The following is a 22510-nucleotide window of genomic DNA, read 5'->3' as shown; positions in this document are numbered from 1 at the left end:
AGGCCCGGCTGCACTAGGCTGTCTCCCCGCATGACCGCCCCCGCCGACGCTGCCGCCGCCCTGCGGTTCCCGGAGTTCCGGGCGCTGCTGCTCTCCTCCACCTTTTCCTCGCTCGCGAGCCGGATGCTGGCGGTCGCCATCGGGTATCAGGTGTACGAGCTGACCCGCAGCCCGCTCGCCCTGGGGCTGCTGGGGCTGGTGGAGGCGATCCCGGCGCTGGGGCTGGCCCTGATCGGCGGGCACTACGCCGACCGGCTGGACCGGCGCTCGATCCTGCTCGTCACCCGGCTGATCTTCGCGGCGTGTGCCCTGGGGCTGGCGCTGGCCTCGCGTGGGGCGGACGCGGGCACGGTGGGCGTGCTGTTCGGGCTGGTGTTCGTGGCGGGGGTGGCGCGGGGGTTCGGGGACCCGGCGTCGTCGGCGTTCGAGACGCGAATCGTTCCGGCCTCCGCCTTCGTGAATGCCTCGGCGTGGCTGGGCAGCGTGGGGCAGGCGACCGGAATCGTCGGCCCGGCACTGGGGGGCCTGCTGCTCGCCTCGTGGAGTGCGAGCGGCACCTACGCCCTGATCGCGGGGCTGACACTGACGGCATGGGCGGCGCTGTGGCGCATCGCGCCCAAGCCGCAGCCTGCTCCCCCCCATCGGGAGAGCATGGCCGAGAGCATCCGGGGCGGCCTGAGGTTCGTGCGGCGCGACCCGGTGATTCTGGGGTCGATGGCGCTGGACCTGTTCGCGGTGCTGTTCGGCGGGGTGGTGGCGCTGCTGCCGGTGTTCGCCTCCGACATCCTGGGGGTGGGGCCGCGCGGGTTGGGGCTGATGCTGGCGGCCCCGGCGGTGGGTGCCCTGCTGGTGATGCTGTGGGCCACCCGGCACCCGCCGCTGCACAACAGCGGGCGCACCCTGCTGCTGGGGGTGGCGGGGTTCGGGGTCAGCATCATCGTGTTCGCGCTGTCGCGGGATTTTTACCTGTCGCTGGTGGCCCTTTTTTTCACCGGGGTCTTTGACGGGATCAACATGGTGATTCGCAAGGCGATCCTGCGGCTGCGGACCCCGGACCACCTGCGGGGGCGGGTGGCGGCGGTCAGCCTGCTCTTTATCGGGTCGAGCAACGAACTCGGGGCGCTGGAAAGCGGCGTGGCTGCGAGTGCGCTGGGCACGGTGCGCTCGGTGTGGGCGGGCGGGCTGGTCACGCTCTTGGTGGTCGCCCTCGTCGCTTGGCGGGTGCCCGCGCTGCGCTCGCTGCACCTGGGCGAGGCCGGGCCGGGGGACGAGGGGGCGCGGCCCTCCCCCACCCCCACCCCGCCTAGGGCACCGCGTCAACTCTGACGGGGCAGCGGGGCCGGGCGCGGGGTGAAGCTGGGGCCGTCCACGCGGGGGCCGTCCGGCGTCCACTCGATGGCGTCGATGCACATCCGCCGCGCCGTCTTGGCCGGGTCCCAGGCGTGGTAGACGAGGTAATCGCGCCCATCGGGACCTGTCACCACCGAGTTGTGGCCGGGGCCGACCACCTGGCCCGGCACCGAGCGAAGCAGGGTGGGACCGTCCGACTCGGGCTCGGTCCAGGGGCCGAGGGGATGGTCGGCCACCGCCCAGGACACGCCGTAGTTGGGTTCCTCCCACGCGCCGCCCGAATAGAAGCAGTAGTAACGCCCGCCCCGCTTGACCACAAACGGCCCTTCCAGCGTGTACCAGTCGTAGACGGCCCCGTACATCTCGCGGCTGCGCCGGAAAATCTGCCAGTCGTTGCTGGCCCGCAGCACCGTGCGGGGCTCCCCGGCCAGCCGGGTCATCCCCTCCAGGCGGTCTACCGCGAGCGCGGTGCCCACCCGCTCCCCGTCGAGGAAATCGCGGGCGTAGTAGAGGTACCACTCCCCGTCCTCGTCCTGAAAGGGGCTGGCGTCGATGGTGAAGGGGTCTTCCGGCGTCAGGATGACCCCGGCGTCGCGGAAAGGACCCTCGGGGCGCCCGGAGACGGCGACCCGGAGCTGGTGGCCCTTATCGCCCACCCCCGCCGAGTAGTACATGTAGAACTCGCCCGCGTGAAAGGCCACCTCTGGCGCCCAGTAGTCGCGGGCATTCTCGCCTCCCAGGGGCTCCAAGGCCCCGCCCAGCGGCGTCCAGTGCAGCAGGTCGCGCGAGTGCAGCACCTCGAAGACGCGGCCCGACTCGTGGGGGCGCCCGCTGGTGCCGTAGGCGTAATAGCCGTCGCCGTGACGCAGCACGAAGGGGTCGGCGAAGTAGTGCGGGTAGACGGGGTTGGTATAGGTGCGGGGCCGGGCAGCGTCGGGCATGGGGTCTCCGGGGCAGAAGGGGGGCGTTGGGGGCGTCTGGGTGGGAATAAAGATTCGGTCAACCTGACAGGGGCAGTGTCGCAGGAGAGGGGGAGGGCCGGGTGCTATGCTCCCGCCAAGCAATCCTTTAGAAACGGCTTTGCTGGGCCTGCCCGTCCCAGCCCAGTTGCCTGGCCCCATGCGGGAAGGAGGCCGGAACCGACTGAAGGTTGCGCCACCTCACCCCTTTCTCAGCCTGGAGGCACCATGAACCGGACCCTTACTGTCACCGCCCTGCTGCTCACCGCCGGTCTCGGCGGAGTCGCCGCCGCCCAGACCCAGACCTCGTACAAGGGACCGAAAGTCACCCTGACCTATCTGCACGGCTTTACCGGCGCCGACCGCCCGGTGATGGAGCGCCTGATCGCGCAGTTCAACGCGGCCAACCCCAACATCGAGGTCAAGGCGCAGGCCCAGCCCTGGGGCACGACCTGGCAGCAGCTTCCCTCGCTGGTGGCCTCGGGCCGCGCGCCCGACGTGGTGGTCATCAACGAGGACCAGATCACCAACTTCATCGCGCGGGGGGCCGTCTCGCCCCTCACGAACGCGGAGCTGCAAGCGGCGGGCATCAACAAGTCGCGCTTCTACGGCCCGCTGTTCAAGACCGCCGACTACGAGGGCAAGTCCTACGGGGTGCCGATCTCCTCGGTCGCGTACGTCATGTTCTACAACAAGGACCTGATGAAGAAGTCGGGCGTGACCAAGGTGCCCACCAACCGCACCGAGCTGCTCGCGGCGGCGCGGGCCTGCACGACCGACCGCAATGGCCGCAAGCCGGGGCAAGCGGGCTTCGATTCCAAGAGCCTGAACACCTGGGGCATCAGCCTGTACAACAACTGGGTCGGCTCGCGCATGGCCTACGCCGCGATCCTGCAAAACGGCGGCTCGCTGGTGGACAAGAACCTCAATGCCAGCTTCAACTCGCCGCAGGCGGTCGAGGCGGTGCAGTTCCTCGTCGACCTCGTGCAAAAGCAGAACGTGGCCCGCCCCAACAGCACCGAGGAGGCCGAACTCGCGGCCTTCAGCCAGGGCAAGGTGTGCTTCTTTCCCTCGGGGCAGTGGTACCTCGACCGCTTCGAGCAGCAGAAGATGAACTTCGGGGTGGCCTTCGTCCCGCGCATCGGCACCAAGCAGGACGCGGCCTGGGGCGGCAGCAGCCACATGACGCTGCCCAAGCAGCGGGCCGGGTACGACGCCAACAAGCGCCGCGCCGCGCTGGCCTTTGTCAACTGGATGACCTCGCCCACCCAGAACCTCGCCTGGACGGAAGCCGGGAGCCTCCCGGTGATGCCCGCCGTGGCGAACAACAAGAAGTTCGAGAACCGGCCCATCGCGGGCGTGTTCGAGAAGCTGGGCAACATCTACGCGACCTCGGGCTTCCCCTGGGGCGGGCAGGTGCTCGGCCCCTTCGACAACGCCTGGGCCAACGCCTACAGCGGCAAGCAGAGCGTGAAGGCGGCGCTGGACGCCGGGGTCAGCGAGGCCAACAAGCAGATTCAGCAGGCCCGCAAGACCTTCCAGTAAGCCCTGTGGCGGGGTCCGGCAGAGAGGGCCGGGCCGGACCCCACCTCCCCCGCACCCGAGGAGGTGCCCCATGACCCACCCGCAACCCATGCCCCCCCTCGCCCGCGAGCGCCGCCTGATCCGGTGCTCGCGGCGACCTTTGGCGCCAGACCGGAGAGCGCCATGAGTCTCAGCCTGCCGGGAGAGGCGGCCCGCCCCCGCGAGGCCCGCCGCCGCCGGGGTGGGCGCGAGGGCAGCGCCCTGACGCCCTACCTGTACCTGCTGCCCTTCATGGCCCTCTTTCTGGTGTTCGTGGTGTACCCGGTGGGTTACGGCCTCTTCGTGAGCATGCACCGCTGGGACCTGCTGGCCGAGACGCGGCCCTTCGTGGGGCTGGAGTACTACCGCAACCTCTTCGACCCGGAGACGCCGCAGTCGCAGTTTTTCTGGAACTCGATGAAGAACACGGGCTTTTTCACGCTGGTGAGCGTGCCCCTCCTCATCGGCACGTCGCTGGGGTTGGCGCTGCTGCTGCATAGGCCCATCTTCGGGCGGGCCTTTTTCCGGTCGGTGTTCTTCCTGCCGGGCATCCTGACCGTCTCGGTGATGGGCATCCTGTGGCGCTGGATGTTCGACAACCAGATCGGGCTGGTGAACGCGGTGCGGACCGACCTGCTGGGCATGCAGCCGCTGCCCTTCCTCTCCACCGAGGGGCTGGCGTGGGTGCCCATCATCGTGGGGACGGTGTGGTGGACCATCGGCTTCAACATGACCCTGTACCTCGCGGGGCTGGGCAACATCTCGCAGAGCTACTACGAGGCTGCCGAGATCGACGGGGCGACTCCCTGGGCCAAGTTCCGCTTCATCACCTGGCCGCTGCTGGCCCCGGTCACCCTGTTCGTGTTCGTGACCACCGTGCTGGCGAGCTTCCAATTGTTCGGTCAGACGCTGGTCATTACCAACGGCGGCCCCAACCGCACCACCCAGAGCACGATTCAGTACATCACCGAGGAAGCCTTTTCCAACAACCAGTTCTCCAGCGCCTCCGCGATGGCGTTCCTGTTCGGGCTGGTGATGCTGATCTTTACCTACCTGCAATTCCGCATCATGGCGAGAGATGCCAGAGGGGAGAATTAGGATGGTGACACCCTCGACCCGTGCCGGGGCGCATGCGTCGGCCCCGGTCGCCACCGCGACCGCCCGGCCCCCCCGCCGCTTCCGGCCCCCGCGTGATATCCCGCGCTTCGCGCTGCTGTGCGTGCTGGCGGTGATCTTCCTGGCCCCGGTGTACTGGATGCTGGCAACCTCGGTGAAACCCGAGGTGGACGTGATCTCCACGCCGACCCAGTGGGTGCCCGCCAACCCCACGCTGGACAACTACCGCGAGGTGCTGACCTCGCCCGACGGCAACATCCTGCGCTGGATGTGGAACTCGTTTTTCGTGGCGACGGTGTTCACGGTGCTGCATGTGGCGCTGTGTGCGCTGACGGCCTATCCGCTGGCCCGGATGCGCTTTCCGGGGCGCGAGGCCATTTTCTGGTTCATCCTGGGTTCGATGATGATTCCGGGGATCGTCACCCTGATTCCGCAGTACCTGATGATGATCCGCTTTGACTGGATCAACTCCTTCCACTCGCTGATCTGGCCGGGACTGGCGGGGGCTTTCGGGGTCTTTCTGCTGCGGCAGTTTTTCCTGGGGCTGCCGCGCGAGCTGGAGGAAGCGGCGCGGCTCGACGGGGCGAACAGCCTGCAAGTGCTGTGGCACGTGATTCTGCCGCTGAGCATTCCGTCGCTGGTGACGCTGGCCGTGTTCGCCTTCATGGGGTCGTGGAACAACTTCATCTGGCCGACCTTCGTGGTCACCGACGTGGACAAGCTCACGCTGCCCGTCGGCGTGAACACCTTCTCGCAGCGCTACGTGACCGACTACGGCAAGCTGATGGCCTCGACCGCCATCGCCAGCATCCCGGTGCTGATCGCCTACCTGCTCGCGCAGCGCTACCTGATCGAGGGCCTGTCCACCACGGGCCTCAAGGAGTGACATGGGGTTGAAAACATTTCCGGTTGAGCAGGAAAAGACCTGCTCGACCCGAGCGAAGCGAGAAGAAACCGAACGGCTTCCGGGAAAGGAGTTACCGGGTCGGCGTTTTCCCGACGCGGGAACGGATTGGACGGAGGCCGTATGAACTTCCGTACTTCTGCCTCTCCCCTGCTCGCCGCCCTGCTGCTGGGGCTGGGCACGAGCGGAGCGCCCGCCGGGGCGGGAGGAGCCGAGCCGCTCGCGCAGGCGCGGCCCGCCGCCAAACCCGCGACCTACACCAACCCCGTCATTCTCGACGACTTTCCCGACCCCTTCATCCTGCGGGTGGGGAGCACCTACTACGCCTACGGCACGAACAGCGGCGGGGTGGACCTGCCCGTGCTGAAAAGCAGCGACCTCGTGCGGTGGCAGCGGGTGGGCGAGGGCATGGGGCGGCTGGGGGCGTGGGCGACGGGCGGCTACACCTGGGCGCCGGAGGTGGCCCGCACGGGCGCCGGATACGTCCTGTACTACACCGCCCGCCACACCGAGAGCGGGCGCCAGTGCATCGGCGTGGCGGTGAGCAAGCTGCCCACCGGCCCCTTCAACGACGCGAACAAGGCCCCGCTGGTGTGCCAGCTCGACCTCGGCGGGAGCATCGACGCCAGCCCCTTTCAGGACAAGGACGGGCAGCGCTACCTGTACTGGAAGAATGACGGCAACTGCTGCAACCAGTTCACCGGCATCTGGGTCCAGAAGCTCAGCGCGGACGGGCTGAAGCTCACGGGCAAGGCCACCGACCTGCTCTACAACGGGGCGCTGTGGGAGGGCAACCTGATCGAGGCGCCGCAGGTGTACGCGCGGGCGGGCAAGTATTACCTCTTTTACAGCGCCGCCGACTACAACAGCGACACCTACGCGGTGGGCTACGCGGTGGCCTCCAGCCCGACCGGACCCTTCCGCAAGCTCAGCCGCGAGGAACCGTGGCTGGCGACGAAGGGCAAGGTCGCCGGACCCGGCGGGCAGGGCATCATCACGGACGGGAAGGGCAATCCGTGGCTGTACTACCACGCTTGGACAGCAGGACAGGTCGGCTACGAGAACGGCGGGCAGCGGTCGATGCGGATCGACCCCCTGACATGGAAGAACGGGCTGGCGGTGCTGAGAGGCCCCAGCCTGACCCCGCAGGTGGCCCCGGCGCGGCCCTGACGCCTTACGAATGAAGGTCCCTCCGGGCACTCAAGCCGGAGGGACCTAGTTCTTTATTCGTCCAGCGCCACGAACCGCAGGTCGAGGTCCGGCAGCCCCTGCACGAAGCCGTCCAGCAGCTCCAGCGCCCCGAGCAGGTCCGCGAGGTCCAGCACCTCCACCGGGCTGTGGGTGGAGCGGTTGGCGACCGAGACAGCCCCCGCCGGAATGCCCCGGCCCGCGTGTTGCAGCGCCCCCGCGTCGGTGCCGATGCCGCGCAGCAGCTCGGGCTGCACGCTCAGGCCACGGGCCTGGGCGGCGGCCTCCAGCCCCCGGCGCACGGCGGGGTGCGAGAGGGTGGAAAAGTCCATCACCTTGACGGTGGGGCCGCCGCCCAGCCGCAGGTGCGGCGCGGCGAACTCGGGGGTGTCGTCGGCGGCCGTCATGTCGAGGGCGAGGGCCACGTCGGCCCCGTGGGCGCGGGCGACGGCGGTGGCCCCGCGCAGGCCGACCTCCTCCTGGGTGGTGAAGGCCACGATCAGGGTGACGGGCGGGGACGCGTTGCGGTAACGCTCCAGCAGGGCGAGCAGCACCGCCGCCCCGGCGCGGTCGTCGAGGGCATGGGCGACATACCGCCCGCTGCCGCGCCCAAGCTCAGTCAGCTCCCCCACGAAGCCCACCGGGTCACCGATGCGGATGCCCATTCCAGCGGCCTCCTCGGCGCTGCGGGCACCCACGTCCACGTACAGTTCGGCCTGCGGCACCACGCGGGAGCGGTCGGCGTCGGTGAGGAGGTGGGCGCTCTTGGTGCCGATCACCCCCAGCAGTGTCCCCTCAGCGGTGCGCACGTGCACCCGCTGGGCGAGCAGGATGCGGTCGTCGGTGCCGCCCACCTTTTCCAGCCGCAGGAAGCCTCCCGGCGTGACGGCCCGCACCCGGAAGCCCACCTCGTCGAGGTGCGCGGCGAGGATCAGGCGGCGGGCGTCCGGGTCGGCGGCCTCCCGCACGGCGACCACGTTGCCGAAAGCGTCCACCTCTACCCGGTCGGCCAGCGGCAGGGCGGCGCGGTGGGCGGCGCGAATCACGTCCTCCTCGGAGCCGCTGGGGCCGGTCAGGGCCACGAGGCCGCGCAGGTGGGCGAGGAGGCGCTCGGTGTCGGGGGTGGGCTGGGGGGCAGACATGGGGTCAGGATAGGACGGGGGCGCCGATTTCGGCCCTAATTCAGGTCCTCCGGCTGCGTGGACGAGCGGTCCCGCTCCTTGTGGCGGTACATGGCGCGGTCCGCGCGGGCGAGCCAGGTGCCCCCGCTCTCGCCCGGTTGCCAGGGGGCAGCGCCCACGCTGGCCCCGGCCTGGGGGTAGGTCCGGCGCACCTCCCCGGCGACGGTCTCGACGAGGTCTTCCAGGTCGGGAGTTGCCGGGCCGGGAATCAGCAGGGCGAACTCGTCGCCGCTGATGCGGTAGGCGCGGCCCCCCGGCCCCACCGCACGGGCGACCCCCCCGGCGAAGCGCCGCAGCAGGTCGTCCCCGGCGGCGTGCCCCAGGGAGTCGTTGACCCGCTTGAGGCCGTCCACGTCGATCACGGCGAGCAGCGCCCCGGTTCGGCGCGGGTGCCCGGCGAGATCCTGCTCGAGGGCGCGGCGGTTGGCAAGGCCGGTGAGGGGGTCGCGGTGCGCGAGGTCATGCAGCAGCCGGGAGCGGGCCTGTTCCTCGGCGAGCGCCGCCCGCGCCTCCGAAAATGCCCGCAGGGCCAGAATCAGCGTGCCGTGGGCAATCAGCAGGGTCAGCGGCAGGGTCCACCCGTCGAAGGGACCGCCCTGATCCCGGCTCATCCAGCTCCGGGGCAGGAGCACCGCCAGAAAGGCCCCCAGCGTGACCCACGACTGCCGGGCGGCCACGCGGGGCGAGCGTTGCAGAAAGAAAAAAACGTACAGCGTGGTCGTGTGCAGCAGGGCGGCGAGCAGGGCCATGGGGGTGGCGGGATGCTGCGGCAACACGTGCAGGCCCACCGCCCACACGCCCAACAGCAGCAGCACGTAGGCGACCGGAAACTGCGCGTGCAGCCGAGCCCGCACCCGCGCGGGACCGAACAGACGCAGCAGCCCGAACGCAATCACGGCCAGCAGCAGCCCCACGTAGAAGGGGGACGCGGTGCCGCACCTCAACAGGAGCACCAGCCCGATCGAGGCCGCCAGCAGGGGCGCCCACCGCACCAACCTCAGCGGATCGGGGGGCAGCAGCCGGAGCCGGGGGCGGCGCATACCGGCGCACTGTAGAAGACCGCCCATCACAGCCCCGTCACACACCTTGCAGTGTGGCGGGGGGCCTGGGCAGACGCCGTGCTGGAGGGGGAAGCGAACTCGACCATGGGCGGGACCGGGGGTCCAGGCGCGGGGAGCGCGGTGCCCGGAAGCCCCCCACCTGACAGAAACCTTGCAGCAGCCCGGCGGGCTGGGTCGGTATGCTCCGGCCCTGCCCACCGCCCACGGCTCCCCTTCCCCACGCCCGCCCACCCCCGGAGGCCCCCCATGACCCGTTACGTCCTCGCGCTCGACCAGGGCACCACCAGCAGCCGGGCGCTGCTCTTTGACCGGGAGGGCACCGTGCAGGCCCTCGCGCAAAAGGAGGTGCCGCCGCACTTTCCCCGGCCCGGCTGGGTCGAGCATGACCCCGCCGAGCTGTGGAGCACGCAGGTCGGCGTGGCGCAAGAGGCGCTGGCCCGCGCGGGGGCGCGGCCCGCCGACGTGGCGGCCATCGGGATCACCAACCAGCGCGAGACCACGCTGCTGTGGGACCGCCGCACGGGCGAGCCGCTGCACCGGGCCATCGTGTGGCAGGACCGCCGCACCGCGCCCCTGTGCGGGGAACTGCGGGCGCGGGGGCTGGAAACCGCCTTCCGGGAGAAAACGGGCCTCCTCCTCGACCCCTACTTCAGCGGCACGAAGCTGCGCTGGCTGCTCGACCACGTGCCCGGAGCGCGGGAGCGGGCGGAGCGGGGCGAGCTGGCCTTCGGCACGGTGGACTCGTGGCTGGTCTATCAGCTCACGGGGGGCGAGTTGCACGTCACCGACGCGACGAACGCCAGCCGGACGCTGCTGTACAGCCTCCGCACCGGGAGCTGGGACGACGAACTGCTCGCGCTGCTGGGCATTCCCCGCGCCCTGCTGCCGGAGGTGCGCCCGAGTTCGGAAGTCTACGGGCACACCGCCGCGCACCTGTTCGGGCACCGGATTCCGGTCGCGGGCATCGCGGGGGACCAGCAGGCGGCGACCTTCGGGCAGGCGTGCCTGACGCCGGGCATGGCGAAAAATACCTACGGAACCGGCTGTTTCCTGCTGCTGAATACGGGTGCCCAGGCTGTTCCCAGCGCACACCGCCTGCTCACGACCGTGGCGTGGGAGCTGGGGGGCGAGCGCACCTACGCCCTGGAGGGCAGCGTCTTCGTGGCGGGGGCGGCGGTGGGCTGGCTGCGCGACGGGCTGGGGCTGATCCGCGAGGCGGGGGAGGTGGAGGCGCTGGCGGCGAGCGTGCCCACGTCGGGCGGCGTGTATTTCGTGCCCGCCTTCGTGGGATTGGGGGCGCCGTACTGGGACCCCTACGCGCGGGGCACGCTGGTGGGCCTGACGCGCGGAACGACCGGGGCGCATATCGCCCGCGCCGCGCTGGAGGCGACCGCCTTCCAGTCGGCCGAGGTGCTGCTCGCCATGCGGGGGGACCACGCCACCCCGCTGCGCGAGGTGCGGGTGGACGGCGGGGGCAGCCGCAACGCCCTCCTGATGCAGGTGCAGGCCGACCTGCTGGGGGTGCCCGTGGTGCGCCCGCGCGTGACCGAGACGACGGCCCTGGGTGCGGCCCTGCTCGCCGGACTGGCGGTGGGCTTCTGGGAGGGTGTGGAGGATGTGGCGCGGCTGTGGCAGGAGGAACGCGTCTTCGAGCCCGCGCTGGCCGACGACGAGCGCGAGCACCGCCTCGCCCGCTGGCGGCAGGCCGTCGAACGCAGCCGGGGCTGGGCGGAGGGGGAGGAGGACGGGGAAGCCTGAGCAGCCCACAGCCGGCCTCCCGGCCCACCCCCTTGCCCCAGGTGCATGAACGGGAGTTTCAGCCCCTTCGGGTCCGGCGGGGGGGCTGCCCCACCGTATCCTGCGGCATGGACCCCCCCGCCCAGTGGACCCTCCCCCTCCCGCCCGAGGAGGTGCGCGTGCTCGTCAGCGGCTACCAGTCGTGGAGCGAGGCCGAACTGCGGCCCCTGACCGAGCGCCAGAGCGTTCCGCTGATGCGCTGGCGGCACGAGCAGGGCCACGACCCCGCCTTTCTCCCCAGCGGCGAGGCGGGCGTGTGGCGCTCGCACACCCTGGTCGCCCTGATTCGCCCGGACGGGGGCGGCTGGGTCGGGTGCGCGGGAAACGCCACGAGTACCTTCACCCACTGGGAGGCCCGCGCCGGGCAAGGGGGCGTCGAGGTGACCTGCACCCAGGAGGGACCGCCCACCGGGGTCGCCTGGGAGGAGACGGACGACGTGATCGGGACCGTGGAAGCCCTGACCGCACTTCTGGGGCAGACCATGAACGCCCGCACCCCGCCCGCGCTGCGGGTGTGGTGCAGTTGGTATTCCTACTACCGGGACGTGACGCTGGAGGCCGTGCTGGACAATGCCCGACTCGCCCGCGACCTCGACCTCCCCTTCGACGTGTTCCAGCTCGACGACGGCTTTCAGGCGGGGATCGGGGACTGGCTGGACCCCTCCCCCGACTTCGGCGGGCACGCCCGCGAGCTGCCGGGGCCGCTCTCGGAGCTGGGCTTCACGCCGGGGCTGTGGCTGGCGCCCTTCCTGGCCGCGCCGACCTCGCGGCTGGCCGCCCAGCACCCGGAGTGGCTGCTGCGGGGAGAGGACGGCACGCCCCTGCTGGCCGGGCACAACTGGGGCACGCCGCACCACGCGCTGGACACCACCCACCCGGAGGTGCTGGCCTGGCTGCGCGACCTCGCGGCGACGGTGCGGGGGTGGGGCTACCCGTACCTCAAGCTGGATTTTCTGTTCGGAGGGGCGCTGCCGGGGGTGCGGCACGACCCCACGGTGAGCCGGGCACAGGCGTACCGGATGGGCCTCCAGGCGCTGCGGGACGGGGCGGGCGAGGACGCCTTCCTGCTGGGCTGCGGGGCACCGCTGGCCGCCTCGGTGGGCCTGGTGGACGCCATGCGGACCGGGCCGGACGTGGCCCCCTACTGGGAGGAGGAATCGCGGCGGGTGTGGCTGGGAGACGCGACCGGCCCCTCGGCCCGCAACGCGCTGCACACCGCCCTCTCGCGCTGGTATCAGCACGCGTGGTACCAGCCCGACCCCGATGTCGCCATCGTGCGGCGGGAGCGCAGCCTGCTGAATGACGAGGAGCGCGGGGCGGTCGCCGGGATGCTCGACGTGATCGGCGGCCTGCGGGCGAGCAGCGACCCGCTGGGCGGACTGGACGAACGCGAACTGGCCCTCCTGCGGCAGTGTGTGGAGATCAGCCTCCCCGACCGCCCCCGCACCCTGGCCCGCAGCCTCGGCGGGGCCGTGACCCATTTCGGGCGCGGCACCTTCAACCTGACCCAGAAGGCGGCCCAGGGCATTCCCGCCCACGGCTACCGCGAGGAGTTCCATGACTGAAACCGCCCCCCTCCCCTTTCACGCCGCCGACTTCACCAAGCCGGATGGCCGGGCGCTGACCCTCTACGGCCTGGCGCCGGTCGAGGTCTGGGGCGAGATTCCCAGTCCCGCCGGGGACCCCCCGGTCCCGCGCCCCACGATGCGCTGGCACCCCCTGCGCAGCGAGTGGGTGATGTACGCCTCGCACCGGCTGGGCCGCACCTTCCTCCCGCCGCCCGAATACAACCCGCTCGCGCCGACCACCAACCCCGAGCACCCCACCGAGCTGCCGCAGGGTACCTATGACCTCGCCGTCTTCGACAACCGCTTTCCCAGCCTGACGCTGGACGCGCCGCCGCCCGAGCATCCAGCCCACCCCTCCGAGCGGGCAGGGACAGGCAAGTGCGAGGTGGTCGTCTTTAGCCAGGACCCCGCGGGGCGGCTGGCGGACCTCCCGGAAGCGCAGATGGCCCTGCTGCTGACGGTGTGGGCCGACCGCACCACCCGGCTGGCGGCGACCGGGAAGATTTGCAGCGTCCTCGCCTTCGAGAACCGGGGCGTGGAGGTGGGCGTGACCCTGCACCACCCGCACGGGCAGATCTACGCCTACGACCATGTCCCGCCCGTGCAGGCGCGAATGCGGGAGGGGGCGCAGGCGCATCTGAAGGAGCATGGGCGCCCCTGGCTGGCGGACTTCGTGGCGGCGGAACGGGAGGTTGGAAGCCGAATCCTCCGCGATGAGGGGAAGGCCCTCAGCGTGGTGCCCCCCTTCGCCCGCTACACCTACGAGACCTGGGTGCTGCCGACGCGCCCGGTGGGGCGGCTCTCGGAGTTGACCGACCCGGAGCGGCTGGCCTTCGCCCGCGTGCTGAAAGACGCCCTGCTGCGGCTCGACGCCCTCTTCGGCGTGCGGATGCCCTACCTGATGACGGTCCATCAGGCGCCGCTGGACGGGGAGGCGCATCCAGAATTCCCGCTCCACATCGAACTGTACCCGTACCTGCGGGCACCCGGCCGGATGAAGTACCTCGCCGGAACCGAGCAGGGCGCGGGTGAGTTCGCCAACGACAAATTCCCGGAAGCCGCCGCCGCCGAGTTGCGGGCGCTGGAGGTCCAATGAACAGCTTTGAAGACGTTTTCGGCCAAGCGCCCACCGTCACCGCCCGCGCTCCGGGCCGCGTCAACCTGCTGGGCGAACACACCGACTACCAGGGCGGGTACGTCCTGCCCACCGCCATCCCCCAGCAGGCGACGGTGCGCCTCGCGCCCAACGGCACGGGCGAGCACCACGTCTACGCCGCCGACCTGGACGAGCACGCGACCTTCGGGGTCGGACAGAACGCCGCCGGGGGCTTTGCCCGCTACGTGGCGGGAGCGCTGGCGCTGGGGGGAGCGCGAGAAGGCCTGAACGTCCACGTGACGAGCGACGTACCGATGGCCGCCGGACTCTCCAGCAGCGCGGCGCTGGAGGTGGCCTCGCTGCGGGCGCTGCGCGAACTGGGCGTGCTGAACGCGGACGACGAGGCGCTGGCCCTCCTCGCCCAGCGGGTCGAGCACGAGTACGTGGGCGTCAAGTCGGGGATTCTGGACCAGATGGCGAGCACCTTCGCGCGGGCGGGGCAGATGCTCTTTCTGGACACCCGCACCCTGCACCGCGAGACGCTGCCGCTGCCGGGGGACGCGGAAGTGCTGGTGATCGACTCCGGGGTGCCCCGTCAGCTCGCGGATTCCGGCTACAACGAGCGCCGCGCCCAGGTCGAGGAAGCGGCCCGGCTTTTGGGCGTGCCCGAGTTGCGGGACGTGGCGGACCCGGCGGCGGTGGAGGGCCTGCCCTCGCCCCTGCGCGAGCGTGCCCGGCACGTCGTCACCGAGAACGGGCGGGTGCTGGAGGCGGTGGTGCCGGGCGTGTCCCCGGAGCACTTCGGGCGGCTGATGAACGCCTCGCACGCCAGCTTGCGGGACGACTACGCGGTCTCGCACCCGGTCGTGGACGCCCTCGTCGCGGCCCTGCAAGCCCACCGGGACGTGTACGGGGCGCGGATGACCGGAGCGGGCTTCGGCGGGTCACTCGTCGCGCTGGTGCGATCGGGGACGGCGGCAGCGGTCGGAGACGCGGTGATGGGGGCTGGGGACGGCCGGGCGCGGCGGGTGGTGCCGTAGGGGGATGGGGAACTGTCAGACCCCTGTGAGGGGGGGGCGGGCAGCCTGGGGGTGAGGTGACCGGAGCGCGGAAGGACAACCTGTGGCCGGCCGGGACCCGCGAGACGCCGGGCGCCGCCCCTCCCGCTGGCGCCCACTCCGGACCGCGCCGCTGGGCCGCCGCGCTGCTGGGCCTGACGCTGATGACCGGGGGGTTCACGCTGCTGCTGCTGCGCTCGGCCGAGCACGAGCGGGCCACCCTGCTGCTGCTGGCCGACACCACGGCGGCGGTGCAGCACCACCGCGCCCTGATCTGGCAGGCCGCCGGGACCGGGACGGCGCCGGGGCTCCCGGAGGAGGTGCGGGAGTGCCGGGTGCGGCTGCGGACCCTGCACGCCCGGCTGCTCTCGGCCGAGGAGCGCGAGCGCACGGCCCCGGTGCCGCTCACGCTGCCGGGCTTTCCACCCAGCCGCACGCGGGAGGGGCCGTGGTCGCTGGCCCCGGTCGCGGCGGAACTCGGCGAGCTGCTGCGGGGAGACGGGCTGCTGCGGGAAGGCGGCGAGGTGCCCGCCAGCCTGCACCCCGCCCGGCTGGGCCGCCTGATCGCGGGGGTGCGGGCCGCGCGGGAGGCCGAAGCGCGGCGGGTGACGGCCCTGGCGGCGGGCGTGAGCCTGCTGGCGCTGCTGTTCACGCTGCTGACCGTGGCGCTGCTGGCGCGGCGCTCACAGCTCAGCCGCCTGCGGGTCGAGGCGCTGGAACGGGAGCGGGAAGAAGAGCGCGGGCGCGAACACCGCGACTCGCTGACCGGGCTGCTCAATCGCCGGGGGCTGGCGCGGCGGTACGGGGAGCTGTCGGCAGCGGGCGACCTCACGGTCACCATGCTGGACCTCAACCGCCTCCAGGCGATCAACGAGGCCGGGGGGCACGCGGCGGGCGACGAGCGTCTGCGCCAGGTCGCGCAGGCGCTGGGCCGCGCGGCCGGGCCGGGGGCCGCGCTGGCCCGCTGGGGCGGCGACGAGTTCGTGATGCTGCGGCCCGGCGGCGAGCTCGCGGGGGCGCAGCAGGTCGCCGCAGAGGTGCGGGCGGCGCTGCGGGAGGAAGGTGACCTGCCCCCCTTCGCCCACGGCACGGTGGCGGTCGGCCGGGGCACGCCCCTGGGCCGCGCCCTGGCCCTGGCCGACGCGGCGATGTACGAGGACAAGGAGCGCCAGCGTCAGGCCCTCGCGGCGGCGGGAGCAGGCGCCGAGCCGGGTCCCACCGTCGAGGACTTCACCGCCCGGCTCGAAGCCCTCGAAACCCCTCAGGAGGTGGTGCAGGAGGGCCTCTCGCTGGCCCGGCGGCTGCTGGGTTTCGAGGTCAGCGCCCGGCTGGAGTACGGGGGAGAACGCTTCGTGGCGCGGCATGTCGACGGCACGCTGGAGCCGCAGGCGCTGGCCGTGCTTCAGGGCATGGTCTACCGCGAGGGGGTGGGGCTGGCGGGGCAGGCCCTGCTGCGCGGCACGACCGTCTGGAGCAGCGACTACGCCTCCGAGCCGCTGTCGCTCGCCTGCTGGCGGCGCTGCGGCCTCAAGAGCGTGGTGATCGTGCCGGTCCGCAGCGGCGGGCGGGTGACCGGCGCGGTGGGCCTGCTCAACTTCAGCTCGTGGCGGGTGATCACCCCGCAGGTGCGCCGCTTGCTGGAGGCGGTCGCGTTCCGCCTGGGCCACGCCGCCGAGCAGCAGCGGGCGGTGCAGGAGGTGCGCCACGCCCTGCACAGCGGCGTGCTCGCGCTGGGGGTGGCGCTGGAAGCCCGCGACCTCGAAACGGCCGGGCACACCGAGCGGGTGGTGGCCCTCAGCGTGGCGCTGGGCGAGCGGCTGGGGCTGGGCGGGCAGCGGCTCGAGGCCCTGCGGCAGGGGGCTTCCCTGCACGACATCGGCAAACTGACCATTCCCGACGCGGTGCTGCTCAAGCCCGGCAAGCTCACCCCGGAGGAATGGGCGGTCATGCAGGAACACGCTGGGCGCGGCGCCGCCATCGCCGGTCGCCTGAGCGGACTGCTGCCCGGCACCCTGGACGTGATTCGCAGCCACCACGAGAAATGGGACGGCAGCGGCTACCCCGACGGCCTCGCGGGCGAGGCGATTCCCCTGGTGGCCCGCGTCTTTGCCATCTGCGACGTGTACGACGCCCTGACCCAGGCCCGCCCCTACAAGCGGGCCTGGACCCACGAGGAAGCGCTGGCCGAGTTGCGGACGCAATCGGGGCGGCACTTCGACCCGGCGGTCGTGACGGCCTTCCTGGAGATCGTGGACACGGTGGACCTCCAGGCCGCAGGTTCCAGCGGGGCGCACCGGGACGCCGCTTTCCAGGGCGGGTCCTGAGCGCGACCTGTGGCGGCGCCGAGGGAAGACGTGATCCTGTCCTCCGGCTCCCCCCGGACCCTGCCCCGCCAAACGCCTTCAGCCTCGCCAGGCGGCTGGCGCCGAATCATCCGGACTCCGGTTGAACAGTTTGGCAACCGTTCAATTCGAGCGGAGCGAGTGGGCACACAACGGTTGCCGGGAAAGGAGTTCTCGAACCAGGAGAGCGCCGATTCGAGAGCGGATGGGACGGACCCCGGATCAGGCTGCGGGGCCTTCTTCCTCCAGCAGCGCGACGAACGCCTCCACATAGGCGGGGTCGAACTGGCGCCCGGCCTGTGCCCGCAGTTCGGCCACCGCCTCAGGGTGTGTCCAGGCGGGCTTGTAGGGCCGGGGGCTGGTGAGCGCGTCGTACACGTCGCACAGCGCAAAGAGGCGCCCGCCGGGGCTGATGGCCCCGCCCGCCTTGCCGTGCGGGTAGCCCGTGCCGTCCCAGCGTTCGTGGTGGTCGGCGATCACGGCGAGCGCTCCCGGCGGCAGAAAGGTGAGCGCCCCGGCGAAAGCGACCCCGGCGGGCACATGCGAGCGCATGGTGGCCCACTCCTCGGGGGTGAGGCGGCCGGGCTTGAGCAGCACCGCGTCGGGAATGGCGATCTTGCCGATGTCGTGCAGGTACGCGCCCCACTTCAGGGCCTGCTGTTCCCCGGCGCTCCAGCCCTGGGCGGCCGCGAAGCGCAGGGCGAGGGCGGTGACCCGGTCGGTGTGGCCGTGGGTCTCGCCGTCGCGGGCCTCGAGCGCCAGCCCCAGTGCCCGCAGCGCGGCCTCGCGGGCCTCGCTGGCCTGCTCCTCGGCGGCGAGGCGCCCGGCGAGCGAGGCGATGGTGCCCGACACCAGCGAAAACAGCGCCGCCTCGCCCGGCTGCCACACGTGCGGCTCGAAGGTGTGCATCAAAAAGGCCCCCAGCAGGTGCCCGTCTCCCCGGCGCACCGGGGCCGCCGCGAGGCTGGCGACGCCCAGCTCCGGAAAGCCCGCCGCACGCGGGTCCTGGGCGGTGTCGTCGAAAAACAGCGGGCCGGACGTGGCCTCCAGCGCCCGCAGCAGCGGCGTGTCGGCGGGGAGGCCGTGCGCGGCGACCGCCGCCATGCCCGCCGACGACGGCAGCTCGCCGGTGGCCGCGCGGACGTGATAGTTCAGCGCCCCGCCGCCCGTCTGGAAGTAGGCCGAGCCCACGGCGGCCGTCTCCCGCACGAGCTGCTCCAAGGTGGGCACCACCCCCGCCGCGAGGTCCCCGGCCCCCAGCGCGAGGCGGGTGAGCGAGACAATGGTTTCGGCGGTCTGCGAACGGTCGTGCAGCCGCGAGGCGGGGTGGGGAAGGTCGGCAGCGGAAGGAGGCACCGTCATGACCCCACCCTAGGGGGGCAGCCTCACAAAACTGGCACCCGCGTGAGCCTGCGGTGAGGTGCGGGCGCGGCCCGGCTTGGCCACTTGGCCAGTGGGCGCCGGGGCCTGGGCAGGCCTAGACTCCGCCGATGAGTTCGCCCAACGCGCCCTCCGGCGCCTTTCGGCGCTGGTTTCTGGAAACCGACACGCCCGAGCCGGAAGGCTTTTACGAGGGCGAACAGGAAGTGAAGCAGGAACACCGCACCCAGCCCTGGTGGAAGGTGATGTGCCTGACCGGGGTGGACTATTTCTCCACCCTGGGCTATCAGCCGGGGATCGCCGCGCTGGCCGCAGGTGCCCTCGCGCCCGTGGCGACGCTGGTGCTGGTGCTGGTCACGCTCTTTGGCGCCCTGCCGATGTACCGCCGGGTCGCGGGCGAGAGCCCGCACGGGGACGGCAGCCTCTCCATGCTCGAGCGGCTGCTGGCCTACTGGCCGGGCAAACTGCTGGTGCTCTCGCTGCTGGGCTTCGTCGCCACCGGCTTTGTCATCACCATCACCCTCTCGGCGGCCGACGCCACGGCGCACCTGCTGGAAACGCCGCTGCTGCGGGAGGCGCTGGAGGGGCGGCGGGTCGTGGTGACCCTGGGGCTGCTGGCGCTGCTGGGCGCCGTGTTCCTGAAAGGCTTCAAGGAAGCCATCGGGCTGGCGGTGGGCATCGTGGCCGCCTACCTGGGCCTCAGCCTGGTCGTGGTGGGGCACGGGCTGACCGAGGTCCTCGCCCGGCCCGAGCTGCTGAGTGGCTGGTGGGGGGCGCTGAGCGGAACCTACCTTTCGCCCCTGGCGCTGGCGGGGGCGGCGCTGCTGGTCTTTCCGGCGCTGGCGCTGGGGCTCTCGGGCTTCGAGACGGGCGTGGTCGTGATGCCGCTGGTGCGCGGGGAAGCGGGGGACCGGCCGGAGAAGCCGCGCGGCCGCATCCGCAACACCCGCAAGCTGCTCACCACCGCCGCCCTGACCATGAGCGTGATGCTGCTGGGCTCCAGCCTGGTGACCACCCTGCTGATTCCCCGCCACGAGTTCTGGGCGGCGACCACCGTCACCAAGACCGTGAGCACGGCCGACCTGCGCTCGGGCCGCGCGGTGGCGAACGTGCCGCTCGACCACCCCACCCGCCCGCGCGAGGTCCACGCGCTGACCTTGCCCGCCGGGCGCACCGGCACCTACACGGTGGATGCGGACACGGTCGGGGGCCGGGTGCCCTTCACGGTCACGGTGACGCCGCAGGGCGGGACCGCGAGCGTGACCGTGCAGACCCCCCCCGGCAAGGCGAACGGCCGCGCCCTGGCCTACCTCGCGCACGAGCGGCTCGGGGACGGCTTCGGGAGTCTCTACGACCTCGCCACCATCCTGATTCTGTGGTTCGCGGGGGCGTCCGCGATGGCGGGGCTGCTCAACATCGTCCCGCGCTACCTGCCGCGTTACGGCATGGCCCCCGACTGGACGCGGGCCACCCGGCCGCTGGTGGTGCTGTTCGTGGGGGTCAGCGCCGTGGTCACGGCCCTGTTCCGTGCCGACGTGGACGCGCAGGCGGGGGCCTACGCGACGGGCGTACTGGCCCTGATGACCTCGGCGGCCATCGCCGTCTTCCTCACCGAGCGGGGGCGGGGGCACCGGGGAGCGGCCCTGGCCTTCGGGGTGATCAGCTTGCTGTTCATCTATACGAGCGTGGTCACCATCCGCGAGCGCCCCGAGGGGCTGTGGATCGCGCTGCTCTTTGTCCTTGCCATCGTCTTGGTCAGCGCGGCCTCGCGCGTGCAGCGCAGCACCGAGCTGCGGGTGCAGAGCGTGGTGCTCGACGAGGAAGCGCAGCGGATGGTCCGGGACGTGGTCGCGCGGGGGCTGCCGCTGCGCTTTATCGCCAACCGCCTCAACGAGGGCGACGCCGAGGAATACCGCCTCAAGGCGCTGGAGGTGCGGCTCGACAACCACCTCGCGCCGGGGGATACGGCCCTCTTTCTGGAGGTGGCGGTCACCGACGCGAGCGAATTCAGCGCGGCCGTTCCGGTGTGCGGGGTCCGGGTCGGGCCGCACCGTATCCTGCGGGCGCGGGGCAGCAGCGTGCCCAACACCCTCGCCGCCGTGCTGCTGTGGATGCGCGACCACACCGGGGTCCCACCCCACGTTTATTTCGAGTGGAGCGAAAAAGGCCCCGCCCAGAACGCCCTGCGGTTCCTCCTCGCGGGCGAGGGGGACATTCCGCCGCTGACCCACGAGGTGCTGCGGGTGGCCGAGCCGGACATGACCCGTCGGCCGATTGTCCACGTGGGGGGATGAGAACCCTCCCGGGCTGTGCCCACAAGATGAAGGTTTCCTCAAGCCGGTTTCGAAAGTCCGCCGCCCGGAGCGGCCGAGCTTGCTAGCGTGATGGACGGTTCAGGCCTGTCCCCTCCCCGGCATCCCGCCGACCACCGGGAACCTCGCTGTTTCCGGCGCTCCACCCGGCGCTGCCCCCACGCTCCCCCGAAGACTCAAGGAGCCTGCATTTCCTGAACCGAGTCCAGGGGGACAAGGTGGGTTAGGATTCTGAGAAGCGAGTTGGCTCTGCTGGTCAATTCTCACGGAGGTTGTCATGGTCAAGCGCTCCACTGCCGCACTGCTCATCCTTTCGGCCCTCGCCCTGGCCGGCTGCTCCCAGCAGGCTCCTTCCGCTGCTGCCCCGCAGGGAGCGGCGGCCCGGCCCAGCCACGTGATGCAAGTCCGTGTTCCGGCGGGCACCACCCGCGAGCAGATCGAGGCCACCTACGGCGCTCCGGCGGTGATGTTCGACGCGGCCGAGGGCTACGCCGTGCTGGCGCTCTCGGCCGCGCAGGCGAGCCCGTCCGGCCTGCGGGCACTCAGCTTGACGGAGACGCCCGAGAGCAACCTGGGTGCGTTCTCGGCGAGTGCGGTGGCCACGGTGCAGGGACGCTCGATGTGGATCAAGGGCGACTTCAACCTCTGGACGGCCGAGGGGCGCTCGATGTGGATCAAGGGGCAGTACGACCTGATTCCGGAGAACAACCTCAATTTCCAGATCATCCGCCTGGAACAGGCCCAGACCCTGGCGCCCAAACTGGGCCAGGGGATCAAGGTCGCGGTGATTGACACGGGCGTCGACGTGGAGCACCCGGCGTTTGCCGGATCGCTCGCCCCGGCCGGGGAGTGGCGCGACTTCTATGCGGGAGACACCAACCCCGACGAGGAAGGCGTGCTGGGCGAAGGCGGCTACGGCCACGGCACGGGGGTCGCGGGGGTCGTGTTGCAGGTGGCGCCCAAGGCGACCATCCTGCCGCTGCGGGTCCTGGGGCCGGACGGCTCGGGGGACGTGCTGCACGTCGCGCAGGCCATTGACTGGGCTGCTGCCAAGGGCGCACAGGTCATCAACCTCAGCCTGGGCAGCGACGAGCGCTCGGCCGTCGTGCAAGACGCGATCAAGCGGGCGACCGAGCGCGGCGCCCTCGTGGTGGCGTCGGCGGGCAACGAGAACCGCCCGGCGATCAGCTACCCGGCGCACGACATGGTCTCCGGCGGCGTGGGCGAGCGCAGCCTCAGCGTGGGCAGCGTGAACACGGCGGGCCTGAAGTCCTCCTTTTCCAACTACAGCTCCAACCTGGAGCTGGTGGCGCTGGGCGAGAACGTCTACACCCCCGGTCCCGACGGCCTGCTGGTGTCGTGGACCGGCACCTCGGTCGCCACCCCGATGGCGGCGGGCGGCCTGGCCCTTGCCCTCTCGCAGACCCCGCGCGTGCCCCTCAAGGACCTTACCAGGAAGATGGCCGAAAAGGCCTATGACGTGTACAGCAACGGCATGAACGCGCCCTATAAGGACAAGCTGGGCAAGAAGGGCCTGCTGAACCTCGAGGCCTTCCTCAAAGACGTGCTGTAGCTTCCCACCCCAGACCACGGGTGCGCCGCTCCCTCTCCAGGCGCATCCGGACCCCCTCACCC

Annotated in this window: 16 protein-coding genes; 12 read left to right on the top strand and 4 right to left on the bottom strand. The window is 71.6% G+C overall.

Annotation, left to right across the window (positions count from 1 at the left end):
- Positions 1 to 30: 30 nt before the first annotated feature.
- Positions 31 to 1326, top strand: coding sequence for an MFS transporter (locus tag L1280_RS08170; protein WP_253581608.1), 1296 nt, complete (start codon positions 31 to 33; stop codon positions 1324 to 1326).
- Here the strand turns inward: L1280_RS08170 and L1280_RS08165 are convergent.
- A complete protein-coding gene (locus L1280_RS08165) occupies positions 1317 to 2291 on the bottom strand; it encodes a glycoside hydrolase family 43 protein (protein ID WP_253581607.1) in 975 nt (324 codons plus the stop codon). The genes L1280_RS08170 and L1280_RS08165 overlap by 10 nt on opposite strands.
- A gap of 246 nt (positions 2292 to 2537) precedes the next feature.
- Between L1280_RS08165 and L1280_RS08160 the strand changes: the two genes are divergently transcribed.
- From L1280_RS08160 to L1280_RS08145, 4 genes are all read left to right on the top strand, one after another.
- On the top strand, positions 2538 to 3854 hold the full coding sequence (locus L1280_RS08160; protein WP_253581606.1) for an ABC transporter substrate-binding protein: 1317 nt from the start codon (positions 2538 to 2540) through the stop codon (positions 3852 to 3854).
- Positions 3855 to 4016: 162 nt separating this feature from the next.
- Positions 4017 to 4970, top strand: coding sequence for a carbohydrate ABC transporter permease (locus L1280_RS08155; protein WP_253581605.1), 954 nt, complete (start codon positions 4017 to 4019; stop codon positions 4968 to 4970).
- A gap of 1 nt (position 4971) precedes the next feature.
- The gene (locus L1280_RS08150) at positions 4972 to 5874 is read left to right on the top strand and encodes a carbohydrate ABC transporter permease (RefSeq protein WP_253581604.1); all 903 of its coding nucleotides are present in this window, start codon (positions 4972 to 4974) and stop codon (positions 5872 to 5874) included.
- Positions 5875 to 6015: 141 nt separating this feature from the next.
- A complete protein-coding gene (locus tag L1280_RS08145; RefSeq protein WP_253581603.1) occupies positions 6016 to 7062 on the top strand; it encodes a glycoside hydrolase family 43 protein in 1047 nt (348 codons plus the stop codon).
- Positions 7063 to 7115: 53 nt separating this feature from the next.
- Here L1280_RS08145 and L1280_RS08140 read toward each other — a convergent pair whose 3' ends face one another.
- Both L1280_RS08140 and L1280_RS08135 read right to left on the bottom strand, forming a co-directional pair.
- The gene (locus tag L1280_RS08140; RefSeq protein ID WP_253581602.1) at positions 7116 to 8222 is read right to left on the bottom strand and encodes a M42 family metallopeptidase; all 1107 of its coding nucleotides are present in this window, start codon (positions 8220 to 8222) and stop codon (positions 7116 to 7118) included.
- A gap of 35 nt (positions 8223 to 8257) precedes the next feature.
- Entirely contained in the window at positions 8258 to 9301 is a 1044-nt protein-coding gene (locus tag L1280_RS08135; RefSeq protein WP_253581601.1) for a GGDEF domain-containing protein, read from the bottom strand.
- Positions 9302 to 9568: 267 nt separating this feature from the next.
- Here L1280_RS08135 and glpK point away from each other — a divergent pair, with 267 nt between their 5' ends.
- From glpK to L1280_RS08110, 5 genes are all read left to right on the top strand, one after another.
- Entirely contained in the window at positions 9569 to 11080 is a 1512-nt protein-coding gene (glpK, locus tag L1280_RS08130) for a glycerol kinase GlpK (protein WP_253581600.1), read from the top strand.
- A gap of 107 nt (positions 11081 to 11187) precedes the next feature.
- Positions 11188 to 12684: a glycoside hydrolase family 36 protein gene (locus tag L1280_RS08125; RefSeq protein ID WP_253581599.1), complete on the top strand. Its 1497-nt coding sequence runs from the start codon at positions 11188 to 11190 to the stop codon at positions 12682 to 12684.
- On the top strand, positions 12677 to 13783 hold the full coding sequence (gene galT, locus L1280_RS08120; protein WP_253581598.1) for a galactose-1-phosphate uridylyltransferase: 1107 nt from the start codon (positions 12677 to 12679) through the stop codon (positions 13781 to 13783). The genes L1280_RS08125 and galT overlap by 8 nt, the downstream gene beginning before the upstream one ends.
- Positions 13780 to 14823: a galactokinase gene (gene galK / locus L1280_RS08115; RefSeq protein ID WP_253581597.1), complete on the top strand. Its 1044-nt coding sequence runs from the start codon at positions 13780 to 13782 to the stop codon at positions 14821 to 14823. The genes galT and galK overlap by 4 nt, the downstream gene beginning before the upstream one ends.
- 56 nt (positions 14824 to 14879) lie before the next feature.
- Positions 14880 to 17165, top strand: coding sequence for an HD domain-containing phosphohydrolase (locus L1280_RS08110; RefSeq protein ID WP_253581596.1), 2286 nt, complete (start codon positions 14880 to 14882; stop codon positions 17163 to 17165).
- A 240-nt stretch (positions 17166 to 17405) separates the two neighbouring features.
- On the opposite strand, the gene L1280_RS08105 is transcribed toward L1280_RS08110, so the two are convergent.
- A complete protein-coding gene (locus L1280_RS08105; protein WP_253581595.1) occupies positions 17406 to 18545 on the bottom strand; it encodes an HD-GYP domain-containing protein in 1140 nt (379 codons plus the stop codon).
- 128 nt (positions 18546 to 18673) lie between these two features.
- Between L1280_RS08105 and L1280_RS08100 the strand changes: the two genes are divergently transcribed.
- Both L1280_RS08100 and L1280_RS08095 read left to right on the top strand, forming a co-directional pair.
- Entirely contained in the window at positions 18674 to 20857 is a 2184-nt protein-coding gene (locus L1280_RS08100; protein ID WP_253581594.1) for an APC family permease, read from the top strand.
- A gap of 295 nt (positions 20858 to 21152) precedes the next feature.
- Positions 21153 to 22448, top strand: coding sequence for a S8 family serine peptidase (locus L1280_RS08095; RefSeq protein WP_253581593.1), 1296 nt, complete (start codon positions 21153 to 21155; stop codon positions 22446 to 22448).
- The last annotated feature ends 62 nt before the right edge of the window (positions 22449 to 22510 follow it).

The sequence above is a fragment of the Deinococcus sp. HSC-46F16 genome, from assembly GCF_024171495.1.
Taxonomy (GTDB): Bacteria; Deinococcota; Deinococci; order Deinococcales; family Deinococcaceae; genus Deinococcus.
This window is presented reverse-complemented; position numbering and strand designations above follow the sequence as displayed.

Excerpts from the sequence above, each read along its gene's own strand:
- L1280_RS08170 (WP_253581608.1), top strand. The coding sequence starts at position 31 with ATGACCGCCCCCGCCGACGCTGCCGCCGCCCTGCGGTTCCCGGAGTTC.
- L1280_RS08165 (WP_253581607.1), bottom strand. The coding sequence starts at position 2,291 with ATGCCCGACGCTGCCCGGCCCCGCACCTATACCAACCCCGTCTACCCG.
- L1280_RS08160 (WP_253581606.1), top strand. The coding sequence starts at position 2,538 with ATGAACCGGACCCTTACTGTCACCGCCCTGCTGCTCACCGCCGGTCTC.
- L1280_RS08155 (WP_253581605.1), top strand. The coding sequence starts at position 4,017 with ATGAGTCTCAGCCTGCCGGGAGAGGCGGCCCGCCCCCGCGAGGCCCGC.
- L1280_RS08150 (WP_253581604.1), top strand. The coding sequence starts at position 4,972 with ATGGTGACACCCTCGACCCGTGCCGGGGCGCATGCGTCGGCCCCGGTC.
- L1280_RS08145 (WP_253581603.1), top strand. The coding sequence starts at position 6,016 with ATGAACTTCCGTACTTCTGCCTCTCCCCTGCTCGCCGCCCTGCTGCTG.
- L1280_RS08140 (WP_253581602.1), bottom strand. The coding sequence starts at position 8,222 with ATGTCTGCCCCCCAGCCCACCCCCGACACCGAGCGCCTCCTCGCCCAC.
- L1280_RS08135 (WP_253581601.1), bottom strand. The coding sequence starts at position 9,301 with ATGCGCCGCCCCCGGCTCCGGCTGCTGCCCCCCGATCCGCTGAGGTTG.
- glpK (WP_253581600.1), top strand. The coding sequence starts at position 9,569 with ATGACCCGTTACGTCCTCGCGCTCGACCAGGGCACCACCAGCAGCCGG.
- L1280_RS08125 (WP_253581599.1), top strand. The coding sequence starts at position 11,188 with ATGGACCCCCCCGCCCAGTGGACCCTCCCCCTCCCGCCCGAGGAGGTG.
- galT (WP_253581598.1), top strand. The coding sequence starts at position 12,677 with ATGACTGAAACCGCCCCCCTCCCCTTTCACGCCGCCGACTTCACCAAG.
- galK (WP_253581597.1), top strand. The coding sequence starts at position 13,780 with ATGAACAGCTTTGAAGACGTTTTCGGCCAAGCGCCCACCGTCACCGCC.
- L1280_RS08105 (WP_253581595.1), bottom strand. The coding sequence starts at position 18,545 with ATGACGGTGCCTCCTTCCGCTGCCGACCTTCCCCACCCCGCCTCGCGG.
- L1280_RS08100 (WP_253581594.1), top strand. The coding sequence starts at position 18,674 with ATGAGTTCGCCCAACGCGCCCTCCGGCGCCTTTCGGCGCTGGTTTCTG.
- L1280_RS08095 (WP_253581593.1), top strand. The coding sequence starts at position 21,153 with ATGGTCAAGCGCTCCACTGCCGCACTGCTCATCCTTTCGGCCCTCGCC.